The sequence below is a fragment of the Paraburkholderia ribeironis genome (assembly GCF_900019265.1).
Lineage (GTDB): Bacteria > Pseudomonadota > Gammaproteobacteria > Burkholderiales > Burkholderiaceae > Paraburkholderia > Paraburkholderia ribeironis.
In genome coordinates this window covers 24,863-42,013 of record NZ_CYGX02000083.1, presented here as the reverse complement: position 1 = coordinate 42,013, position 17,151 = coordinate 24,863, and the positions used below count along the sequence as shown (strand labels likewise).

Below are 17,151 nucleotides of genomic sequence, written 5' to 3'. Positions count from 1 at the left end.
CCCACACCACAAAACAACTCAAATAAAGACCAACACCACAAGCAAATCAAGAAAAGGCCAACACCCCAAGAAACCCACCCAAAGCGCCGCGCAAGCAAAAAAAAACCCTACCCCAAATTGGAGTCTCCACCGTGATAGACAGAATAACCGCCATGCGCACATTCATCCGAATCGTGGACACCAACAGCTTCACCCGCGCAGCGGAATCCCTGAACATTCCCCGCGCGACGGCGACCACCATCGTCCAGAATCTGGAAGCGCTGCTAGGCACGGCACTCCTCGCCCGCACCACGCGGCGTCTGAGCGTCACGCCGGAAGGCGCCGCCTACTACGAACGCTGCGCGCAAATTCTCGCCGATATCGACGAAATGGAAGCCAGCATCCGCCACGCCACCGACAACCTGACGGGGCGTCTGCGCATCGAAATGCCGGGCGCGGTGGCAAGCGCGATCGTCCTGCCAGCACTGGATGACTTCCACGCCCGCTATCCAAACCTCGATCTGGCGATCGGAGTAAGCAACCGCACAGTTGATTTGATCTCCGAAGCAATCGACTGCAGCATCCAACTCGGTGAATTGCCGGATTCGAACCTGGTCGCGCGACAGCTCGGCACGCTCGAACACGTGACCTGCGCAAGTCCAGCCTATCTGGCAAGGCACGGCACGCCCGTCGATCTCGACGATCTGCCGGCACACGTCGCGGTCAATTGCATGTCGCCGCATAATGGCCGCGAAGTGGACTTCGATTTCGAAGTGGACGGCGAAGCGCAAAACGTCAAGGTCAAAGGCTTCGTCAAGCTCAGCGACGAACAGGCGTATCTCACCTGCGGACTCCAGGGCCTCGGCCTGATTCAACCCGCGCGGATCGCCGCCCAGCCCTACCTCGATTTGGGTCTGCTGCGCGAAGTACTGCCGCAATGGAAACCCGTGCCCATGCCGGTCTCGGTCGCCTACGTGAAGAACCGCCGCGTATCACCGCGCGTGCGGGCCTTCGTCGACTGGCTGGCGGAGTTGTTCGAAAAAGCGGAGCACGTCGACCAGGATCTGTCGCGTGTGCGTCAGTTGCTGCGCGGCCTGCATCCCGCCTGAGGCGGGTTCGATGCAGGCGCGCGGCGAGTCGACACGTCAGTGGTCCGCGTTGCGAACGAAGGATGCATCGGATACGCGAGCGTCAGCGTACCCCGGCGCTTCGTCAGCCGAAAAATCGCTCACTGCGACTCTTCCGCCCACACAGCATTTTCGCGAACCATCAACGCGGTCGACGCCGTCGGCCCGAACGTGCCCGCCGTATAAGCGCGCGGCCGCTCGCCCGACTTGCTCCAGCCTGCCAGGATCGGCTCGGCCCACGCCCAGGCAGCCTCCAGTTCGTCGCGGCGCATGAAGTGCGTCAGACGTCCGCGAATCACGTCGATCAACAAACGCTCGTACGCTTCCGCGCGACGCTCGGTGAAGGCCTGCTGCAGATCCAGATTCAGGTTCACCGGCAGCATGTGCATGCCGCTGCCCGGCTCCTTCGCAAGCATCTGCAACTGGATCGATTCTTCCGGCTGCAACTGGATCACGAGACGGTTGCCGTAGTTGCGCCCACCGCTCGGAATGATCGAAAACGGCAGCTCGGAGAACTCGATGACGATCTCCGACAGCTTCTTCTGCATCCGCTTGCCGGTGCGCAGGAAAAACGGCACGTTGGCCCAGCGCCAGTTGTTGATTTGCGCGCGCAACGCCACGAACGTCTCGGCGCGGCTGCCAGCCGGCACGTTGTCTTCCTCCAGGTAGCCCTTCACCGCCTCGCCGTCCACCGCGCCGGCGGTGTACTGGCCGCGCACGGTATCGCGGGCGATGTCCTCGGGCGTCATCGGGCGCAGCGAACGCAGCACCTTGAGCTTTTCGTCGCGCACCGCATCCGGGTCGAGCGATACCGGCGGTTCCATCGCGACGATGCACAGCAATTGCAGCAGATGGTTCTGCACCATGTCGCGCAGTGCGCCGGTCTTGTCGTAAAAGCCTGCGCGGCTGCCCACACCGACCGTTTCCGCGACCGTGATCTGCACCCTCTTGATAAACGGCGCCTGCCACAGCGGACCGAAAATCGGATTGCCAAAGCGCAGCACCATCAGGTTCTGCACGGTTTCCTTGCCGAGGTAGTGGTCGATCCGGTAGATCTGCGCTTCGCTGAAGTGCTTGCCGACCGCCGTATTGATCTCCTGCGCGGACGCCAGATCGTGGCCGAGCGGCTTTTCCAGCACGACGCGCGAATTGCCGTCGACCAGCCCCGCCGACGCAAGGTGATCGCAGATGTGCGTGAACAGGTCCGGCGACGTCGCGAGATAGAACACGCGGTGCGCGCCGTCGCGCGATGCTTCCTTCAGACGCTGGTAGTCGTCGGCCGAGTCGACGTCCATCCGCACGTACTCGAAGATCGCGAGAAATTTGTCCCAGGCGGCGGCATCGAATGCCTTCTTTTCGATGAACGGCTTGGCCTTCTGCTCCATGAACTCGCTGATGTATTCGTCACGCGACCAGGGCTTGCGGCCGATCGTGACAATGCGGGTGTCGGGCGGCAGATTGCAGTGCAGGTGCGCCATGTAGAGCGCGGGCAGCAGCTTGCGAAACGACAGGTCGCCGGTGCCGCCGAAGATGATCATGTCGAGCGGCAGGTCGGGAGTGGCTAAAGCATGTTGGTTCGTCATAGCGCGGTCGCAGCGGTGTAATGGAGAAGGCGTCGATCAAAGGGCCAGAAAAGATCCGGGAGAACCCGCGCTGGCGGTGCCGGTACTTTTACTGGCGAACGCTTATGGTGCAACGTTTTGAGATTGTTTGCACGGCTACATCTGCCACAGGTTCGCGCAAGATGCCAAGCCGAGGCGGCGGGCGCGTTGCCTTTTTGAGGTTTATGCGGTTCAAGCGGGTGCTTTTTGTGAACCGCTATTTTTCCGGGTCAGTGTTGCGGGCCGTGGCCGCCCGCCTTTCCCGCAAGCTCGGCCCGCAAACCCGCTCTCCCAGCTTCACGGCAAGCGATTCGCCGACGCTTCAGCCGCCGACCAGCGCCGCGCGTGCCACCCGGCACGCCGCCAGATCCCACGCCGCGCAGCCGACGCTCTTGAAAACCACCGGCCTGTCCGACGGCCACGGCGCGGCATTCTCCAGCACCCCGGCAATCCCGCCGACTTCCGCCCAATCGACGCCGGCCTGAATGAAGTCGCCGGCCTCGTGTTGCGCGCCGGCCAGATCGTCGACGAACAGCGCGCTGCCCGCGATGGTGCGTGCGCCGATCTCGACCATCGCCGGCGTGAATGCGCCGACGCCGATCACGAGCCGCCCGGGTCGCGCCGCTTCGTCATAGACGGCCTGCTTGCTGGTGGTCAGCGCAACCACGACGTCGATCGATTCGGGAATTGCGGCGTCGGCTTGCGCCAGCGGCTGCAGATCGTGCGCGTGGCCGCGATGCGCGGCGCAGAACGCTTCGGCACGCGCGGGCGCACTGCCCTTGACCCGTATGCGCGCGTCGGGAAACAGTTCGCCGATCGCCTCCAGATGGTTGAGCGCCTGCGTGCCCGTGCCGATCAGCAGGAATTCGCGCGGTGCACGCGCGGCGAAGGTGCCGACCGCCAGCATCGACATGGCCGCGGTACGGCGACCCGTCACGGTCGGGCCGTCGAGGATGAAGAGCGGCTCGCCGGTATCGGCGTCGAAGGCCATCACCAGGCCATGGATCGTCGGCAGATCGCGCGGGCCATTGCTCGCGCATACGTTGACGAGCTTGTGGATCGCGAGATCGGGCGCGGTGGCCGGCATCGACAGCATGATGCCGCCAGCGTTGAGTGGCACGACGAGGCGCTCGGGACTCGCAATGCGCTGGCGCGCATAGTCGATGCTCGCGCGCTTCAGCGCATCGACGAGCGTCGTATACGGAATCAGCCGCGCGGTCGCGGCGGCATCGAAAATCGGCGTGGTCGGGTGGGTCATGAGCGGGGTCGTTCCAATCCTGATGACGGGTTGAGGTCCAATTCGGCGCGCGGCGCAAACGCCCAGCCGCGCAGCATGTTCGCGCAAGATGTCGGTGAACCGTGTGCGAGCCCTCGCGCGCACGACGTCACCGTAACCGACTGTGGCCACGATGACCAGCCGGACCGGCAATGCCGGGAACGCCGAACGCGCTGGCCACCCAGACGGCAAACGGTCGGTAGATCAAACCGTCGACGCCGCCGTCCTCGCGCATCCGGTACACGCCATGTCGCAGTGCTTCGTCGAGCAGCGCGGCACGCGGCGCGTGGCCAATGCGCCAGTAGTCCAGCGCGGATTCGAGGCACGTCAGACCGCACAGACGTTGCGCCCAGAAGCGGTAATGCTCCGGGTCCGCGAAGCCGCTGCGCTGCCAATGCGGATCGTCGCACGGGTCGCGCTGCTGCTCGACGATCGCGCGCACCCATGCGGGGCTGCCCCATTGCGTGTAGTACGGTACGCCGGCGTGGCGCAGTATTGGCTCGTTCGTCGGCTCGTTCATCGGTCGGACGTGGCGGTGGCAGGTGTCATTACAACATGCTGCGCGGTCGCTGCATCGTGCCGTCGAAGAAGCGCTGCAAACGGAACGCCGACAGATCGAGCGACGCCTGGCCGCCGTCGTTCATTTCCGCAAGCAGCTTGCCGACGATCGGCCCCATCGCGAAACCGTGACCGCAAAAACCGGTGGCGATGGTCAGTCCGCTGACCTGCGGCGGCGCGTCGATCACCGGAATGCCGTCGGGCAGCACGTCGATCAGACCGGCCCACGATTCGACCACCTGGGCGTCTTTCAACGCGGGGAACAGCGCGCGCAGCTTGTTCAGCGCTCGCGGCGCGTGACTCGCGTTCGGCTGCGGATGCGAATCGCGCGGATACAACCCGCGCTCGCCTGCGGGCACGCCGCCCGGCAAGCGCTCGCGCAGATCGCGCAAGCACGCGCCATTCAGATGGAAGCTGAACTTTCCGCGCTGCTTCCACAGCTCGGGCAAAAACCACTTGAGCGCGCGGAAATGGCCGAGCGTCATGTCGACGTCGACCTGCATATCGTCGGCGAGATTGATCGCGCCGTTCGCGCGTTGCCGCACGCCGAGGCCGTGGCCCCAGAACGTCGACGCGGTGATGCGCGGTAGCGGGTTGGTGCGCATGCAGGTGCCGCGCACGGCTTGCTGCGGCAGTGCCAGGCCGAGCGTGGCGAGCAGCCGCCAGCTGCTCGCACCGGCCGCGCAGATCAAACGCGAGGTGCGCAGCGTGCCGCGCTCGGTGATCACGCCGGCAATCGCGCCGCCCGCGCGCTCGACGCCGAGCACGCCGCAGCCTTCGAAAAACAGCGCGCCGGCTTGCGCGGCCCGCGCCGCGAAGGCGGCTGCGACACGGCGCGGTTCGGCCTGGCCGTCGCTCGGGGTATAGAGGCCGCCGGGCGCCGGGCCTTGCATGCCCATCACGACCGAGTCGATCTGCTTGCGATCGAGCGTGCGGGTGTCGAGCCCATATTGGCGCGCGACGTCCATCCATTGCTGGAACGAGGCCCAGTCCGCTTCGTCGGAAGCCACGTAGAGGCAGCCGCCCTGACGCCACTCCAGGTCGAAGTTCAGCTCGCGTTCGAGTTCTTTCCACAGTGGGATGCTCGCCATCATCAGCGGCACCTCGGCGGCTTCGCGCCCTTGCTGGCGCACGAAACCCCAGGCTCGCGACGACTGCTGCCCGGCTATCCGCGATTTATCGAGCACCACCACCGCGAGACCACGGCGCGCCAGATAGTAGGCGGCCGCGCAGCCCATGATGCCGGCGCCGGCGATCACTACGTCGGCCTGGGTCGGGAACGGTTGGTCGGCGGCGGTGAAGCTCGCGTGCAGCGGGTAAGTCGTGGTCATCGGTCAGGCGGTTTCAGGTGTGGGCGTCATCTTCGCAGGCAGGCGAGCTATCCGCAATGCCGCCATGCCTGCCGGCCGTAACGCGGACGATCAGGCCGCGCTGGCGTGCGGAAAAGCCCGCTCGGGCGCGCGGATCGAAGGGTGCAACTCGACGGATGCAACTCGACGAACGCGGCTAACGACCTGGCAAGGGACTGGCAAGCGACTGGCAAGGACAAGCGCGGACCGTCCCGGATCTGCGAGCACTGGCACCATTTATTCGTCTGGGAGATATTTGCAAATTATTCGCCACACAGATATTTGCAGATTATGCGTGACACGAATATTTGACAAATATTCGTGTCACGCATAAATTACGTTTATTCGTCTCACGGATAATCCGTCATGCTCCATCTCATCGCCACGTCCGACCAGACGGCTCAGTTGCTCGCGGCTAGCCGACGGCAAGCGGGCCTCACGCAGGCCGAGGCCGCGGCGCGCATTGGCGTCAGCCAAAGCCGCATTTCCGCCTTCGAGACCGATGCGGGCGCCCTCACCCTCACGCAATTGCTGGCGCTGTGCGGCATCTACGGCCTGCAATTGCAACTGCGCGACAAGAACCAGCCGGTGCGTGAACCGGCACCGATCGTCGAGTGGTGACCATGGCCCGGCAAACGCATTCACGGGCGCTGTCGGTATGGGCCAACGGCGAGCGCGTCGGCGCCTGGCGCCTGCCCGCCCGCGGCCCGATGGAGTTCGCCTACGATCCCGCGTGGGTCGGCTCGCCCGCGGGTCGGCCGCTGTCGCTGTCGCTGCCGTTCACGCCGGGCAACATGGCGCACAAAGGGCAGCGAGTGCTGAACTACTTCGACAACCTGCTGCCCGACAGCGAGTCGATCAGAAAGCGCATCGCGCAACGCTACCAGACCGACACGCTCGATGCGTTCGACCTGCTGCAGGCGATCGGCCGCGATTGCGTAGGCGCGGTCCAGTTGCTAGCCGCGGACGACGTGCCGACCGGTGTCGACCGGATCGAAGGCACGCCGCTCGCGGACGACGAGATCGAGACGACGCTGGCCCGCACGGTCAGCAATCCACCGCTCGGCACGCCCGACGAAACAGATGACTTCCGCATCTCGCTCGCCGGCGCGCAGGAAAAAACCGCACTGCTGTGGCACGACGGCAAATGGCAGCGGCCGCACGGCGCGACGCCCACTTCGCACATCTTCAAGCTGCCGCTCGGACTGGTCGGCAACAGGCTCGCCGACCTCAGCACCTCGGTCGAAAACGAGTGGCTGTGTCTGCGAATCCTGCGCGCCTATGGGCTGCCGACCGCGAACGCGCAGATTATGACGTTCGGCAAGCAGCGGGTATTGAGCGTCGAGCGCTTCGACCGGCGCTTGCATTCAAGCGGGCAATGGCTGTTGCGGCTGCCGCAGGAAGATTTCTGTCAGGTGTACGGCGTGCCGTCGCATCGCAAATACGAAAACGAAGGCGGCCCGGGCGTGCGCGATCTCGCGCGAATTCTCCAGCAATCGGTGACGGCCCGCGAGGACCTCGAAACCTTGCTGGCGAGCCAGATCCTGTTCTGGATGCTGGCGGCGCCGGACGGCCACGCGAAGAACTTCAGCATCCGCCTGCTGGCCGGCGGCCAGTTTCGTCTGACGCCGCTTTACGACGTGATGTCGATCTGGCCAGTGGAAGGCAACGGCCCCAACCAGTGGTCATGGTTCAAGGCCAGACTTGCGATGGGCATGTGGTCGCGCAGCAAACACGACGCGTTTCGCGATGTGCAGCGGCGCCACTTCAACACGATGGCGCTGAAGTGCGGGTATGGAGCGGACGCCGAGCCGCTGATCCAGCGGCTGATCGAACAGACGCCCGCGGTGATCGAGCGGGTCTCCGCGGAATTGCCCGGGCGGTTTCCGGGCAAGGTCGCCGAACGGATCTTCAAAGGACTGAAAAGCTCGGCGGCCAAGCTCGACAAGATGCCAGCGGCGTAGGCCGGCGTACGCCGGCGTTGGGCTGGCTGCAGGCTGCAGGCTGCTGGCTGCGGGCGGGCGGCGGACGGCGGCAGGCGGCGACCGCTATGGCATGCGCCTCATACAGGAGTGCGCCGCCACGTCGAGCGCGCCGAACGGTCGCCGCCCCGCCGATACATTTCCCTACAGACGCGGCCCGGTTCATCGGTAAAATACGCTTTATGCTAAATAGATAAAAAATCACCGAATGTCCATTGCCTACCTCGCACCGACGGGCCCCACAACGGTCCAACCAAAATCACATCCGCGATATATTTTTACAGTAAGTTTGCTGTCCTCCTGCGTAGCCGCTCAACGCGCATCGAATGCGCATGACCGTGCTGCGCCTGACGTATCGCGCTCCTCCAGCACCCTTTAAGACGGCGGATTCTCACGCAGTATGGCCAACGAAACGAACTCACCTGACTCCATTGCAGTCGCCGAACGCGTGCGCGAGTTGATGAGCCGGCATGGAATCGGCAAGCGCCAGCAAACCACGGAACTGTGCCGCATCCTCGATCTGAGTTTTTCACAGGGGCACCGCAAGCTGCGCGGCAACAGCCCGTGGAGCCTGTCGCAAATCAAAAAGGTCGCCGAGGTGTTCGGCGAACCGGCCGCCCAGCTGTTCGGCGCGCAATCGCTCGATCCCGGCATGGTCGGGGCAATCGCCCAGGAGGCCGTTTTCTGCGTCGGCCCGGTCGAGCTGGCCTGCACCGCGTGGGTCGGCGCCGCACTCGAGCCGGGCAGCCGCCCGGAATTCGTCGCCTATTCGAAGCTGGGTCAATGGCGCGTGACACGTCATGACGGCACGCTGTATCAAAGCGCGTACGAGGTCCACAAGATCGAAATTTATCCGCGCCGCGCGGAGACTGACAAGCCGACCATCGCAGTGGTCGACGACGATCGGGCCAGCGCCGACAATCTGCGCGACTATCTGGAGCGCAGCGGCTTCGCCGCCGTGGCAATCTACGGACTCGCGGCCTTCGCTGAACAGTTGCAGACGCAAGTGTTCGACGGCATCGTGATCGACTGGCTGTTCGGCGCGCAGACCTCGGCGGCCGCGATTCGCGCGGTTCGCGCGTCGGAGAATCCGGACGCGCCGATCTTCGTGCTGACTGGGGAACTGCTGACCGGCAAGGCCAGCGAATCTGAGATCAGCCAGGTGATCCGCGATTACGACGTCGCATGCTATGAAAAGCCTGCGCGCATGGCGATCCTGGTCGCCGATCTGTCCAAGCGGCTCAACCGACCCTGACACGCCGACCCTGACGCGCCGACCCTGACGCGCCGACCCTGACGCGCCGGCCCTGACACGCCTACCCTGACGCGCCGACCCTGACGCGCCGGCCAGCGGCTGGCGGTGCGTGCCCAGCCTGGTGCCCACCGCCCGTCAGGTTCCGTCCGCGATCCGCGCGCCGCGATCCGCGTCATACCCCGCGTTTCACACTCTGCGTCACACGGTATGCCGCGAAGCCAGCGCCCGCTGCAACGCGTTGCGCAACTCCTCGTAATGAACCGGCTTTAACAACGCCTCGAAGAACGGCTGCGCGCCACTCTCCGCGTCCGCTGCCGCTTCGTGCTCCGGCGCATACGCGCTGACCACGATCACCGGCACCCCGGCCGATGGCCCGCCATGCTTTGCGAAGTCGGCGAGAAAGGTATAACCGTCTCGCCCGGGCATGTGCAGGTCGAGCAGAACCACGTCGCAACGGTGCGTGTCGAGCCACGCGAGCGCATCGTCGGCATCGGTGACGGTGTGTGCGCTGAAGTCCATATGGGCGACCATTTCACTGAACGATTCGCGAATCAGCCGGTTGTCGTCGACGATCAGCACGCACGGCCGCGCGCCGCCAGGCTCGGCCGCCGCTGTGACGCCGGGCGGCGCGGCGGCGGCGACCGGCGCAACCGGAATCGTCACGGTGAAGGTGGTGCCCTCGCCCACCGTGCTCGCCACATCGACCGTGCCACCGAACAGTTTCAACAGCCCCTGCACAATGGTCAGCCCCATCCCCGCGCCTTCGAAGCGGCGCGTGCGCGACGCGTCGAGTTGCGTGAACTCCTGGAAGATCAGCGGGATCTGCGCATGCGGCACGCCCGGCCCCGTATCGCTGACCACGAAGATCAGCGCTGCCGGCCGCTGCCGCAACTGCACCCGCACCGTGCCGGTCTCGGTGTAGCGGATCGCGTTGGTGACGAGGTTATTGACGATCTGGCGGATCCGGTGCGGATCGGAATCGACCGGCCCGCCCATGCCGCTCGCCTCGCTTTCCAGCTTGAGACCGCGCGCCGCGGCCGACATCGCGTGTTCATCGACGATCGACGCCAGCAACTCGCGCGGCTCGAATCGCTCGTGACGCAGCTCGAGCTTGCCGGCGCCCAAACGCGCGTAGTCGGTCAGGTCTTTCATCTGCGCTTCGAGATGCCGCGCCGCGGTTTCGAGCCGCTGGATCACCTTGCGGTCCGCCTCGGAGTGATAGTTGAAGCCCAGCAACTCGATCGACGACACGATCGCATGCAGCGGCGTGCGCAGCTCGTGGCTGATCATGCCGAGAAACGCGTCCTTGGCGAGACTCGCCTCGCGCGCCGCACGGCTCGCCTGGTGCTCGGCGGCGAGCGCCGCGTGCTGCTGATCCATCAGCCGCGCACGGCGCCGGCCGTTGAGCACCAGCAGCAGGGTCGCCGCCGCTGACAGCAACAGCAGCAACAGACCGCCCGCGAACAGCATGCGCCGCTTGTTGATGAAATCGCGGTTCATCGCTTCGCGGTCGGCGACGTCGGCGAAACGGCGGCTCAGCGCGAGATCGTTGATCTCGTTCCAATGCTCGCGCATTTGCCCGACGATCTGACCGGCGCGGCTGCGGTCCTGCCGCAATGCATCGACCTCAGGCTGAATTTCAACCAGCAGATGATCGAGCGAGCGGATCTCGTCCAGTTGCCGTTGTAGCAACGCGAGCTGCGCGGTCAGTTGATGCGTCGAACCGGCCATCACATGCAGCTTCGATTGCAGCAGCTGGAAGCGCAGCATCAGCCGCTGATAGTCGTCGTCGCCACCCGACTGGTACAGCAGCAACTGGTTCTCGAAGCGTGCAAAGGCGATCTGGAGTTGCGCGGCGTCCCAATAGAAGCCGTCGTACGTGCCGGTCAACTGCTCGGTGGCGCGCGGGTTCAGCAGGTTCGCATACAGCAGATAGCCGATCGCGCCGGCCGGCGCCGCGAGCGCGGTCAGCCAGATCAGCACGTAGAAGACACGACGCCACGGACGACGCGCTATTTGATGATGAGGGCCTTGATCTGCCATACGAATTTCGAATCGCCCGACGCGCCCGTCAGTTCGTCGGGGTACGCGTCGCGCGGGTAGATAAGGAACAGCGGCCCGAAGTCGCTGATCTTCAGGCGCCGGCCGTTCATGCTATACGCAACCACCACGCCGTAGCGATCGCAGTCCGACACCGGCACGCTGTACGTGTAGTCGTCGAGCGTATGGAATTCGACCTCGGTGCCGTATGCGCCGACCGCCTTCAGAATATCTGCGAGCAGCGGTCCTGTGAAGGTCGAGCGTGGCGTCCAGGTGGTGGATGTCGTGATCGAATGGACCGGCAGGGCCAGCAGTTGGGCCTCGGTGAAATGATACAAATGGTGCGCCGCATCGGTGGTCTTGCCGATCTTGCCCTGCACGTCGAGCTCCAGCGACGCAGCCTCCGACTGCGCCTGCGCGGCGCACGCGGCCACCGCCAGGATCAGGCCGGCGGCCCAGCGTGCGCGCCTGAGCGCGCCGTTTGTGCGATGCAGTGTTGCGATCAGCCAGGTCATCTGTTTTTTATCCTTGTGTGTTTTCCTGCGGGCAGCCCGGGACTGCGTCGATGCAGCCTGTGCGGCGCTATCGACCGTCTGTCCCCCCTGCCTGTCTCCACCCGGCGACGATGGCGCGCTCAATCAAGACTCGCCCCCGCCGACGACGCGCGCCACCCCGACACGCGATATCTGAACCGCATGCATAATATCGCCAAAAATTCCTTATCTCAAAATTGAGGAGGCCGCCGCACGCCCGCCCCGGACAGATCGCCCGACAAGCGCCACGCGACGCCCACAAGAGTCATGAACAAGCCGGTTTTGCCCCTGACGTACGAACAACTCGACCACTGGATCGAGTCGCTGCAACCCGCCTTGCTCGCCGAGCGCTTCGCGATGGCAATCGGTATTCTGCGCGGCGGCGCACCGCTCGCGCTGATGGTTTCGCATGCGGTCGGTACGCCGGTTGCGTTCCTGCGCTATGACCGGCACTCGCGTGCGGTCGCATGGGACTCGACGCTGCCGATCCCGCCCGCGGGCTCGACCGTGTTGCTGTGCGAGGACATTGCGGGACGCGGCTTCACGCTGACCGATTGCATCGCGTTCCTGCAGCGGCACGGACTTGCAGTCAGGACGCTGACCGCCGCGGTGGACGACCTGAGCCGCACGCAACCCGACTACGCGATCGACGCACGCGGCTACTTCGCGCTGTTCCCATGGGAGCGCCAGGCCTATACCGAGCGTTATCGGGAAGATTGGGAGCGCGTCGCAGCCGGCACCGCGCCCGCAATGGCAAACGATCACGAATACGCGACGTATGCGATCGACCTCGACGGCATTCTGCTGCCCGACGTGCCGCTCGCGCGCTACGACGAGGATCTTGCCGCCGCGCTCGCCGAGCGCGATGCACTGCTGCCGTTTGACGTGCTGCCGGGCATCGATCTGCAGCGGGTTCGCATGATCATCACCGGCCGCCCGGAACTGGATCGTGCGCGCACCGAAGCATGGCTCGCACGGCACGGCTTCGGCCATATGCAACTGACGATGCGCAGCCCCGACGCGCACGATGAAAGTCCCGCCGGCGCCGCCGCGCACAAGGCCACCGCCGCCTTGCGCGGCGGCGTCACGCATTTTGTCGAGAGCGATCCGGTGCAGGCGCTGCTGATTGCACAGCAGGCGCCGCTGTTGCGCGTGATCTGGTGGGACGCGCTCACACGAACCGGGATGCTGGTCGGCGCACGCGCCTGGCGCTGATGCGCCGCGAACGCGACGCCGCGAACGTCAGGTTTCTCGCGCGTCCCGCACTTGCTTGCTATCGCGCAAATGCAGATGCCGTGCGGCCCGTTGTGAGGCGACGACGATCAGCTTCATCGTCGCGCGTGTGGCGCCGACAAACAGCTTGCGTGCGATGCGCTCGTCGAAGGCATCGAAGTCGATCTCGGTGAAAATCACGCACGGCGCCGCCTGGCCCTTGAAGCGATAGATCGACTCGAACAGCACGTCTCCTTCGCGATACTCCGGGTTGCCGAACAGATCGTACTTACCGGTGAAGCTGCGCAGCCGATGCGGCCCGAGGTGATCCTGTGCCGTCATCGCCGAGCCTTCGCGGCCGCGAAACGACAGCACCACGATGTCCTGCTTGCGAAAGCCGAGCGACAGCGCCTGCGTGATCGCGCGCTTGGTGGCCTCGATGCTGCCTTCGGCGGCGTTCGCTTCGTCGTAGACCGACAGAGAGATATCGGAGCCGTCGAACGGACTGCCCGACGCGAGCGCCGCGGCGAGCGGCACCGACGCGCCGACCACGTCGCGCACATAGTCGAGAATGTCGCGCGGACTGCGATAGTTGGTGGTTTCCTTCAGCGTGGTCCAGCCTGGCAGCGCGACCGGTTCGCGCATGTACAGATTCTGCAGCGGGTCTTCGAGCCACCACCACGCGGCGCCGGGACGCAACAGCCGCTCGAGCGCGGCGACCCACGGCTGCTGAAAGTCCTGGCCTTCGTCGACGATCAGCACGTCGAACTGCCAGCGCGGTCCGATCGGCGTGTCGGCGAACCGGGTTTCCAGTTCCTCGAACACCTGAGCGGACCGGAAATCGGGCTCACGGCCCGCATCGCGCGCAATCCAGTCGCACAACTGGTGATAGTTCGCCACCTTCGCCTCGGGCGGCGCGACCCGTGCGATGTGATCGGCCAGCGGCCGGTTGAAGCACACATAAAGAGGCCGCTGGCCGCGCGCCGCCGCGTCCTTCATCACTTGCACCGCGAGCTGGGTCTTGCCAGACCCGGCCGTGCCGATCACCCGCAGCCGAAACGGCGTGAATTCGAGCCGCCGCGCCCAGCTGGCGAGACCGCCCGCGAGCCGGGTGACGAGCGTGCCCGCCTGGCCGACCAGCGCACTCGCGTCGGGTGTGAGCGCGAGTTCGTCGGCGAGAAAGTGATGGATCTTCGACGCACAGGCAAGGCGCGGCTCGTCGGCCGGCAGCGCTGCGCGGATCACCGCCGCGAGCCGGTCGCGCCGCGTCGCGTCGACGATGCGCGCAGGATTCACACCGGCAATCGCCGCATCCTTGACGATATGGTCGGGACAGTACAGCAGTTCCTCGATGAAGTAGGTGCCCGCGCCAAACGCCGCGGTGAAGCGCCGGTGCAAACCTTCGATGGTATGCGCGAGCGCGATCGCCACATTGCGCTCGGTCTGCAGGTAGACCTTGACGAGTCCCTTCGGCGTTTCGCGCAGAAAACCGGTTTTCTGTTCGACGATCATCAAGCGCCCGGCCGGGCTGACGATCACGAAGTCAGCCTCGCCGAATACCGAGAAGTTCTGGTTCAGGCGCGTCCAGTGCACGCCGTGATAGACCGTGTAGTCGGCGGGCAGCGCCTCTTCCAGCAACGCCAGCGTTTCGCGTTCGCGTGCCGCCGCGCCGGTGGCGGCGAGGCTCTTCCAGTCGTCGGGAACTATGCGGGCCATGCGGTGCCTCGTCGAATTCGGGTGCGGACATTGTACGCAACGCCATCGCATTGGCGTGGCGCGTCGGCGCCGGTTCGCCGGTTCGCCGGTTCGCCGGTTCGCCGGTTCGCACGTTCGCACGTTCGCCGTTTCGGTTGGCGCAACGCGCCCTGCGCGGCACGCAGCCCGCGCGCATCGTGTATCGTTGTTGGCTGAACGCCGCGCGCCGTGCCCGGCTTGCCAACCGTACAACTGTAAGGAAGGATTGACTGGATGATTACAATCTGGGGACGTGCCAATTCGGTTAATGTCCAGAAAGTCTTGTGGTGTTGCGACGAACTGGTGCTGCCGTACGAACGCATCGACGCCGGCTTGCAATTCGGCCGCAACAACGAACCCGACTATCTCGCGATGAATCCGACCGGCAAGATTCCGACGCTGGTCGACGACGATTTCGTGCTGTGGGAATCCAACTCGATCCTGCGTTATCTGGCGCTGCAATATGGCGAATCGAGTCCGCTGTATCCCGCCGAGCCGAAGCTGCGCGCCTCGATCGATCGCTGGATGGACTGGTCGCTCTCGACGCTGCAACCCACCGAACGTCCAGTGTTCTGGGCTCTCGTGCGCACGCCGCACGCGCAGCGCGATGCCGCGAAGCTCGCCGTCGATCTCAGCGCGGTCAGCCTGCTGTGGCGCTTGCTCGACACGCATCTGCAGGGACGCTTCTTTTTCGAAGGCGAGCACTTCACGCTGGCCGATATCGTGATCGGCTCATACGCGAAACGCTGGTTCGGACTGGACGGCGTGGAGCGCGCGCCGCTGCCGAATCTGGAGCGCTGGTATATGCGCATTGGGGCGCGCTCGGGTTTCAGGAAGTACGTCGATTTCCCGCTGACCTGAGAGCCGCCCAGTCCAGCTTTGCGACGCAAGCACGCGGCGCTTTCTGCCAAGCCGCGTGCGATCCGTCCTGCCGCGACTTGAGCGCGGCGCGTGCTGGTTCGTCACAGCACATACTCACGGCGGCCACACGCCTCGTGCGCTGGCGCGGCGCGCACCCCGCGCCGTGCACCCCTTTATAATCGACGCATGAAGACCGCCAAGCCCACCGCGACCACCGCGACCACCGACCAGGCCACTTCCGCCCATCCCGCTCATGCCGGGGAGCCGGTGCATACGCACGGCGATTCGCAGGAAGCCGCGCTGATGCTCGCGGAAGAATATTGCCGGGAACGCGGGGAGAAGCTCACGCCGATTCGACGCAAGGTGCTTGAATTGCTGCTGAATTCCGGGCGCGCGACCAAGGCGTATTCGCTGCTCGACGAGATGCGCCAGATTCACCCTGGCTCCGCGCCGCCCACGGTGTACCGGGCGCTGGACTTTCTGCTCTCGGCGGGGCTCGTGCACCGGATCGAATCGATCAATGCGTTTACCGTCTGCCACGATCTGACGCAATGCCAGCACGGAATCCTGGTGGTCTGCCAGCAATGCGGCAGCGTCACCGAGCTGCATCAGCCCAAGCTGCGACAGGCGCTCGTCGCACAAATCGAAGATGCGGGCTACCGCCTCGCCAGCGACGAAATCGAATTGAAGGGCTTATGTTCAGCCTGTCAGGCGGCCGAAGCGGCAACTGACGGATCACGCGCGTCGACCCCGGCGGTAGTGGCAAAGTGACGGCGAAGTAACCGCGAAGTAGAGGCGGCCCCGCCGACCCGGGTTGCGGGCCGCAGGAATTCCGGCGCGCGTCAAAGCGCCGAATGCTTGCGACTTTACGCCGGAGCACGCGGCTCACTATGTGGCGGCTACCGCCACCGCCCGGCTGTGACGCCGGTCAGCGCGCCGCGCGGGCGTCGATCGCGTCGTGCAGCAACGTTACGAGGTCGTCGGGCAAAGCCGGTTTGGTCATGAAGTGCTGAAAGCCTTCGCCGATGCTGCGCAAACGGTAGGCGTCCTCCGTGTGACCGGTGAGCGCCACCGCGACCGACGGCAAGTGATCGCTGCGAATTTCATGCTCGCGCAGCCGCTGGATCAGATAGAAGCCATCCATGGCCGGCAAATCCAGATCACAGACGACCGCGTCGGGCAACAACCGCACCGCCACTTCGACGCCCTCCTCCGCATCCGCGACGGCGCAGACCTTTGCGCCTTCCGCCTCGAGTAACAAGGTCAGCGATTCCCGGCTATCCGGGTCGTCTTCTACAAGCACGATCGTTGCCTGATCCAGTCTCAATGCTGCGTTCATTTCCTGTTGTTGCTCTAGAAAACCGGTTAGGCCGTCAGAGGTGGCCAACGTTTCTTCCCGCTGCTTGCCGCGGACTTGCGCGGCTGCGATGTTGCTGTTCATGGTTCCGACTCGATTTCATGCACCGAGTTGCACACTGGCCCAAGATTGTAAAACATGGCCCGGACGCAACACGTGCGCAGAGTAACGTAACGCGCCCAAATTGCGCGCCGATGAAAAACCGGCCACCGGCGCCCACCCCTGGTCGACCGATGCCGACACAGCATCCGCCACGGCGGCATGTGCAAACCCCGTTCACACGGTCT

14 protein-coding genes and 1 pseudogene are annotated in these 17,151 nt (G+C 65.0%); 7 read left to right on the top strand and 8 right to left on the bottom strand.

From position 1 onward, the window contains the following. Window positions 1-131 precede the first annotated feature (131 nt). Window positions 132-1,088 (top strand): LysR family transcriptional regulator, encoded by a 957-nt coding sequence (locus BN2475_RS29250; protein ID WP_143325960.1) that lies wholly within the window; start codon window positions 132-134, stop codon window positions 1,086-1,088. Between the two features lie 119 nt (window positions 1,089-1,207). On the opposite strand, the gene zwf is transcribed toward BN2475_RS29250, so the two are convergent. The 4 genes and pseudogenes from zwf to BN2475_RS29230 all read right to left on the bottom strand — a co-directional run bounded on the left by zwf (window position 1,208) and on the right by BN2475_RS29230 (window position 5,872). Then, on the bottom strand, window positions 1,208-2,689 hold the full coding sequence (gene zwf, locus BN2475_RS29245) for a glucose-6-phosphate dehydrogenase (RefSeq protein ID WP_094782911.1): 1,482 nt from the start codon (window positions 2,687-2,689) through the stop codon (window positions 1,208-1,210). Window positions 2,690-3,029: 340 nt separating this feature from the next. Continuing rightward, window positions 3,030-3,965: a bifunctional Delta(1)-pyrroline-2-carboxylate/Delta(1)-piperideine-2-carboxylate reductase gene (gene lhpI / locus BN2475_RS29240; protein WP_094782910.1), complete on the bottom strand. Its 936-nt coding sequence runs from the start codon at window positions 3,963-3,965 to the stop codon at window positions 3,030-3,032. Window positions 3,966-4,143: 178 nt separating this feature from the next. Continuing rightward, window positions 4,144-4,503, bottom strand: a pseudogene (locus BN2475_RS29235) (C39 family peptidase); the annotation flags it as partial. A gap of 28 nt (window positions 4,504-4,531) precedes the next feature. Then, window positions 4,532-5,872 (bottom strand): NAD(P)/FAD-dependent oxidoreductase, encoded by a 1,341-nt coding sequence (locus BN2475_RS29230; RefSeq protein WP_094782909.1) that lies wholly within the window; start codon window positions 5,870-5,872, stop codon window positions 4,532-4,534. Between the two features lie 384 nt (window positions 5,873-6,256). Here BN2475_RS29230 and BN2475_RS29225 point away from each other — a divergent pair, with 384 nt between their 5' ends. The 3 genes from BN2475_RS29225 (at window position 6,257) to BN2475_RS29215 (ending at window position 9,127) form a co-directional block, all read left to right on the top strand. Then, window positions 6,257-6,511: a helix-turn-helix domain-containing protein gene (locus tag BN2475_RS29225; RefSeq protein ID WP_094782908.1), complete on the top strand. Its 255-nt coding sequence runs from the start codon at window positions 6,257-6,259 to the stop codon at window positions 6,509-6,511. A 2-nt stretch (window positions 6,512-6,513) separates the two neighbouring features. Beyond that, entirely contained in the window at window positions 6,514-7,854 is a 1,341-nt protein-coding gene (locus tag BN2475_RS29220) for a type II toxin-antitoxin system HipA family toxin (protein ID WP_094782907.1), read from the top strand. Window positions 7,855-8,272: 418 nt separating this feature from the next. Further along, window positions 8,273-9,127: a helix-turn-helix domain-containing protein gene (locus BN2475_RS29215; protein ID WP_094782906.1), complete on the top strand. Its 855-nt coding sequence runs from the start codon at window positions 8,273-8,275 to the stop codon at window positions 9,125-9,127. A gap of 198 nt (window positions 9,128-9,325) precedes the next feature. On the opposite strand, the gene BN2475_RS29210 is transcribed toward BN2475_RS29215, so the two are convergent. Continuing rightward, entirely contained in the window at window positions 9,326-11,170 is a 1,845-nt protein-coding gene (locus tag BN2475_RS29210; protein ID WP_094782905.1) for an ATP-binding response regulator, read from the bottom strand. Next, the gene (locus BN2475_RS29205; protein WP_094782904.1) at window positions 11,140-11,682 is read right to left on the bottom strand and encodes a putative pterin-binding protein; all 543 of its coding nucleotides are present in this window, start codon (window positions 11,680-11,682) and stop codon (window positions 11,140-11,142) included. Before BN2475_RS29205 ends, BN2475_RS29210 begins: the two co-directional genes overlap by 31 nt. Before the next feature lie 285 nt (window positions 11,683-11,967). Between BN2475_RS29205 and BN2475_RS29200 the strand changes: the two genes are divergently transcribed. Further along, window positions 11,968-12,915, top strand: a complete 948-nt coding sequence (locus BN2475_RS29200; RefSeq protein ID WP_094782903.1) for a phosphoribosyltransferase — start codon at window positions 11,968-11,970, stop codon at window positions 12,913-12,915. A gap of 27 nt (window positions 12,916-12,942) precedes the next feature. Here BN2475_RS29200 and BN2475_RS29195 read toward each other — a convergent pair whose 3' ends face one another. Continuing rightward, window positions 12,943-14,628, bottom strand: coding sequence for an ATP-binding domain-containing protein (locus tag BN2475_RS29195; RefSeq protein WP_094782902.1), 1,686 nt, complete (start codon window positions 14,626-14,628; stop codon window positions 12,943-12,945). Between the two features lie 252 nt (window positions 14,629-14,880). Between BN2475_RS29195 and BN2475_RS29185 the strand changes: the two genes are divergently transcribed. Both BN2475_RS29185 and BN2475_RS29180 read left to right on the top strand, forming a co-directional pair. Continuing rightward, window positions 14,881-15,507, top strand: a complete 627-nt coding sequence (locus tag BN2475_RS29185; protein ID WP_094782900.1) for a glutathione S-transferase family protein — start codon at window positions 14,881-14,883, stop codon at window positions 15,505-15,507. 186 nt (window positions 15,508-15,693) lie between these two features. Continuing rightward, complete coding sequence (locus BN2475_RS29180; protein ID WP_094782899.1) at window positions 15,694-16,278, top strand: Fur family transcriptional regulator; 585 nt, start codon at window positions 15,694-15,696, stop codon at window positions 16,276-16,278. A 157-nt stretch (window positions 16,279-16,435) separates the two neighbouring features. Here BN2475_RS29180 and BN2475_RS29175 read toward each other — a convergent pair whose 3' ends face one another. Then, on the bottom strand, window positions 16,436-16,948 hold the full coding sequence (locus tag BN2475_RS29175; RefSeq protein WP_094782898.1) for a response regulator: 513 nt from the start codon (window positions 16,946-16,948) through the stop codon (window positions 16,436-16,438). Window positions 16,949-17,151: the final 203 nt, after the last annotated feature.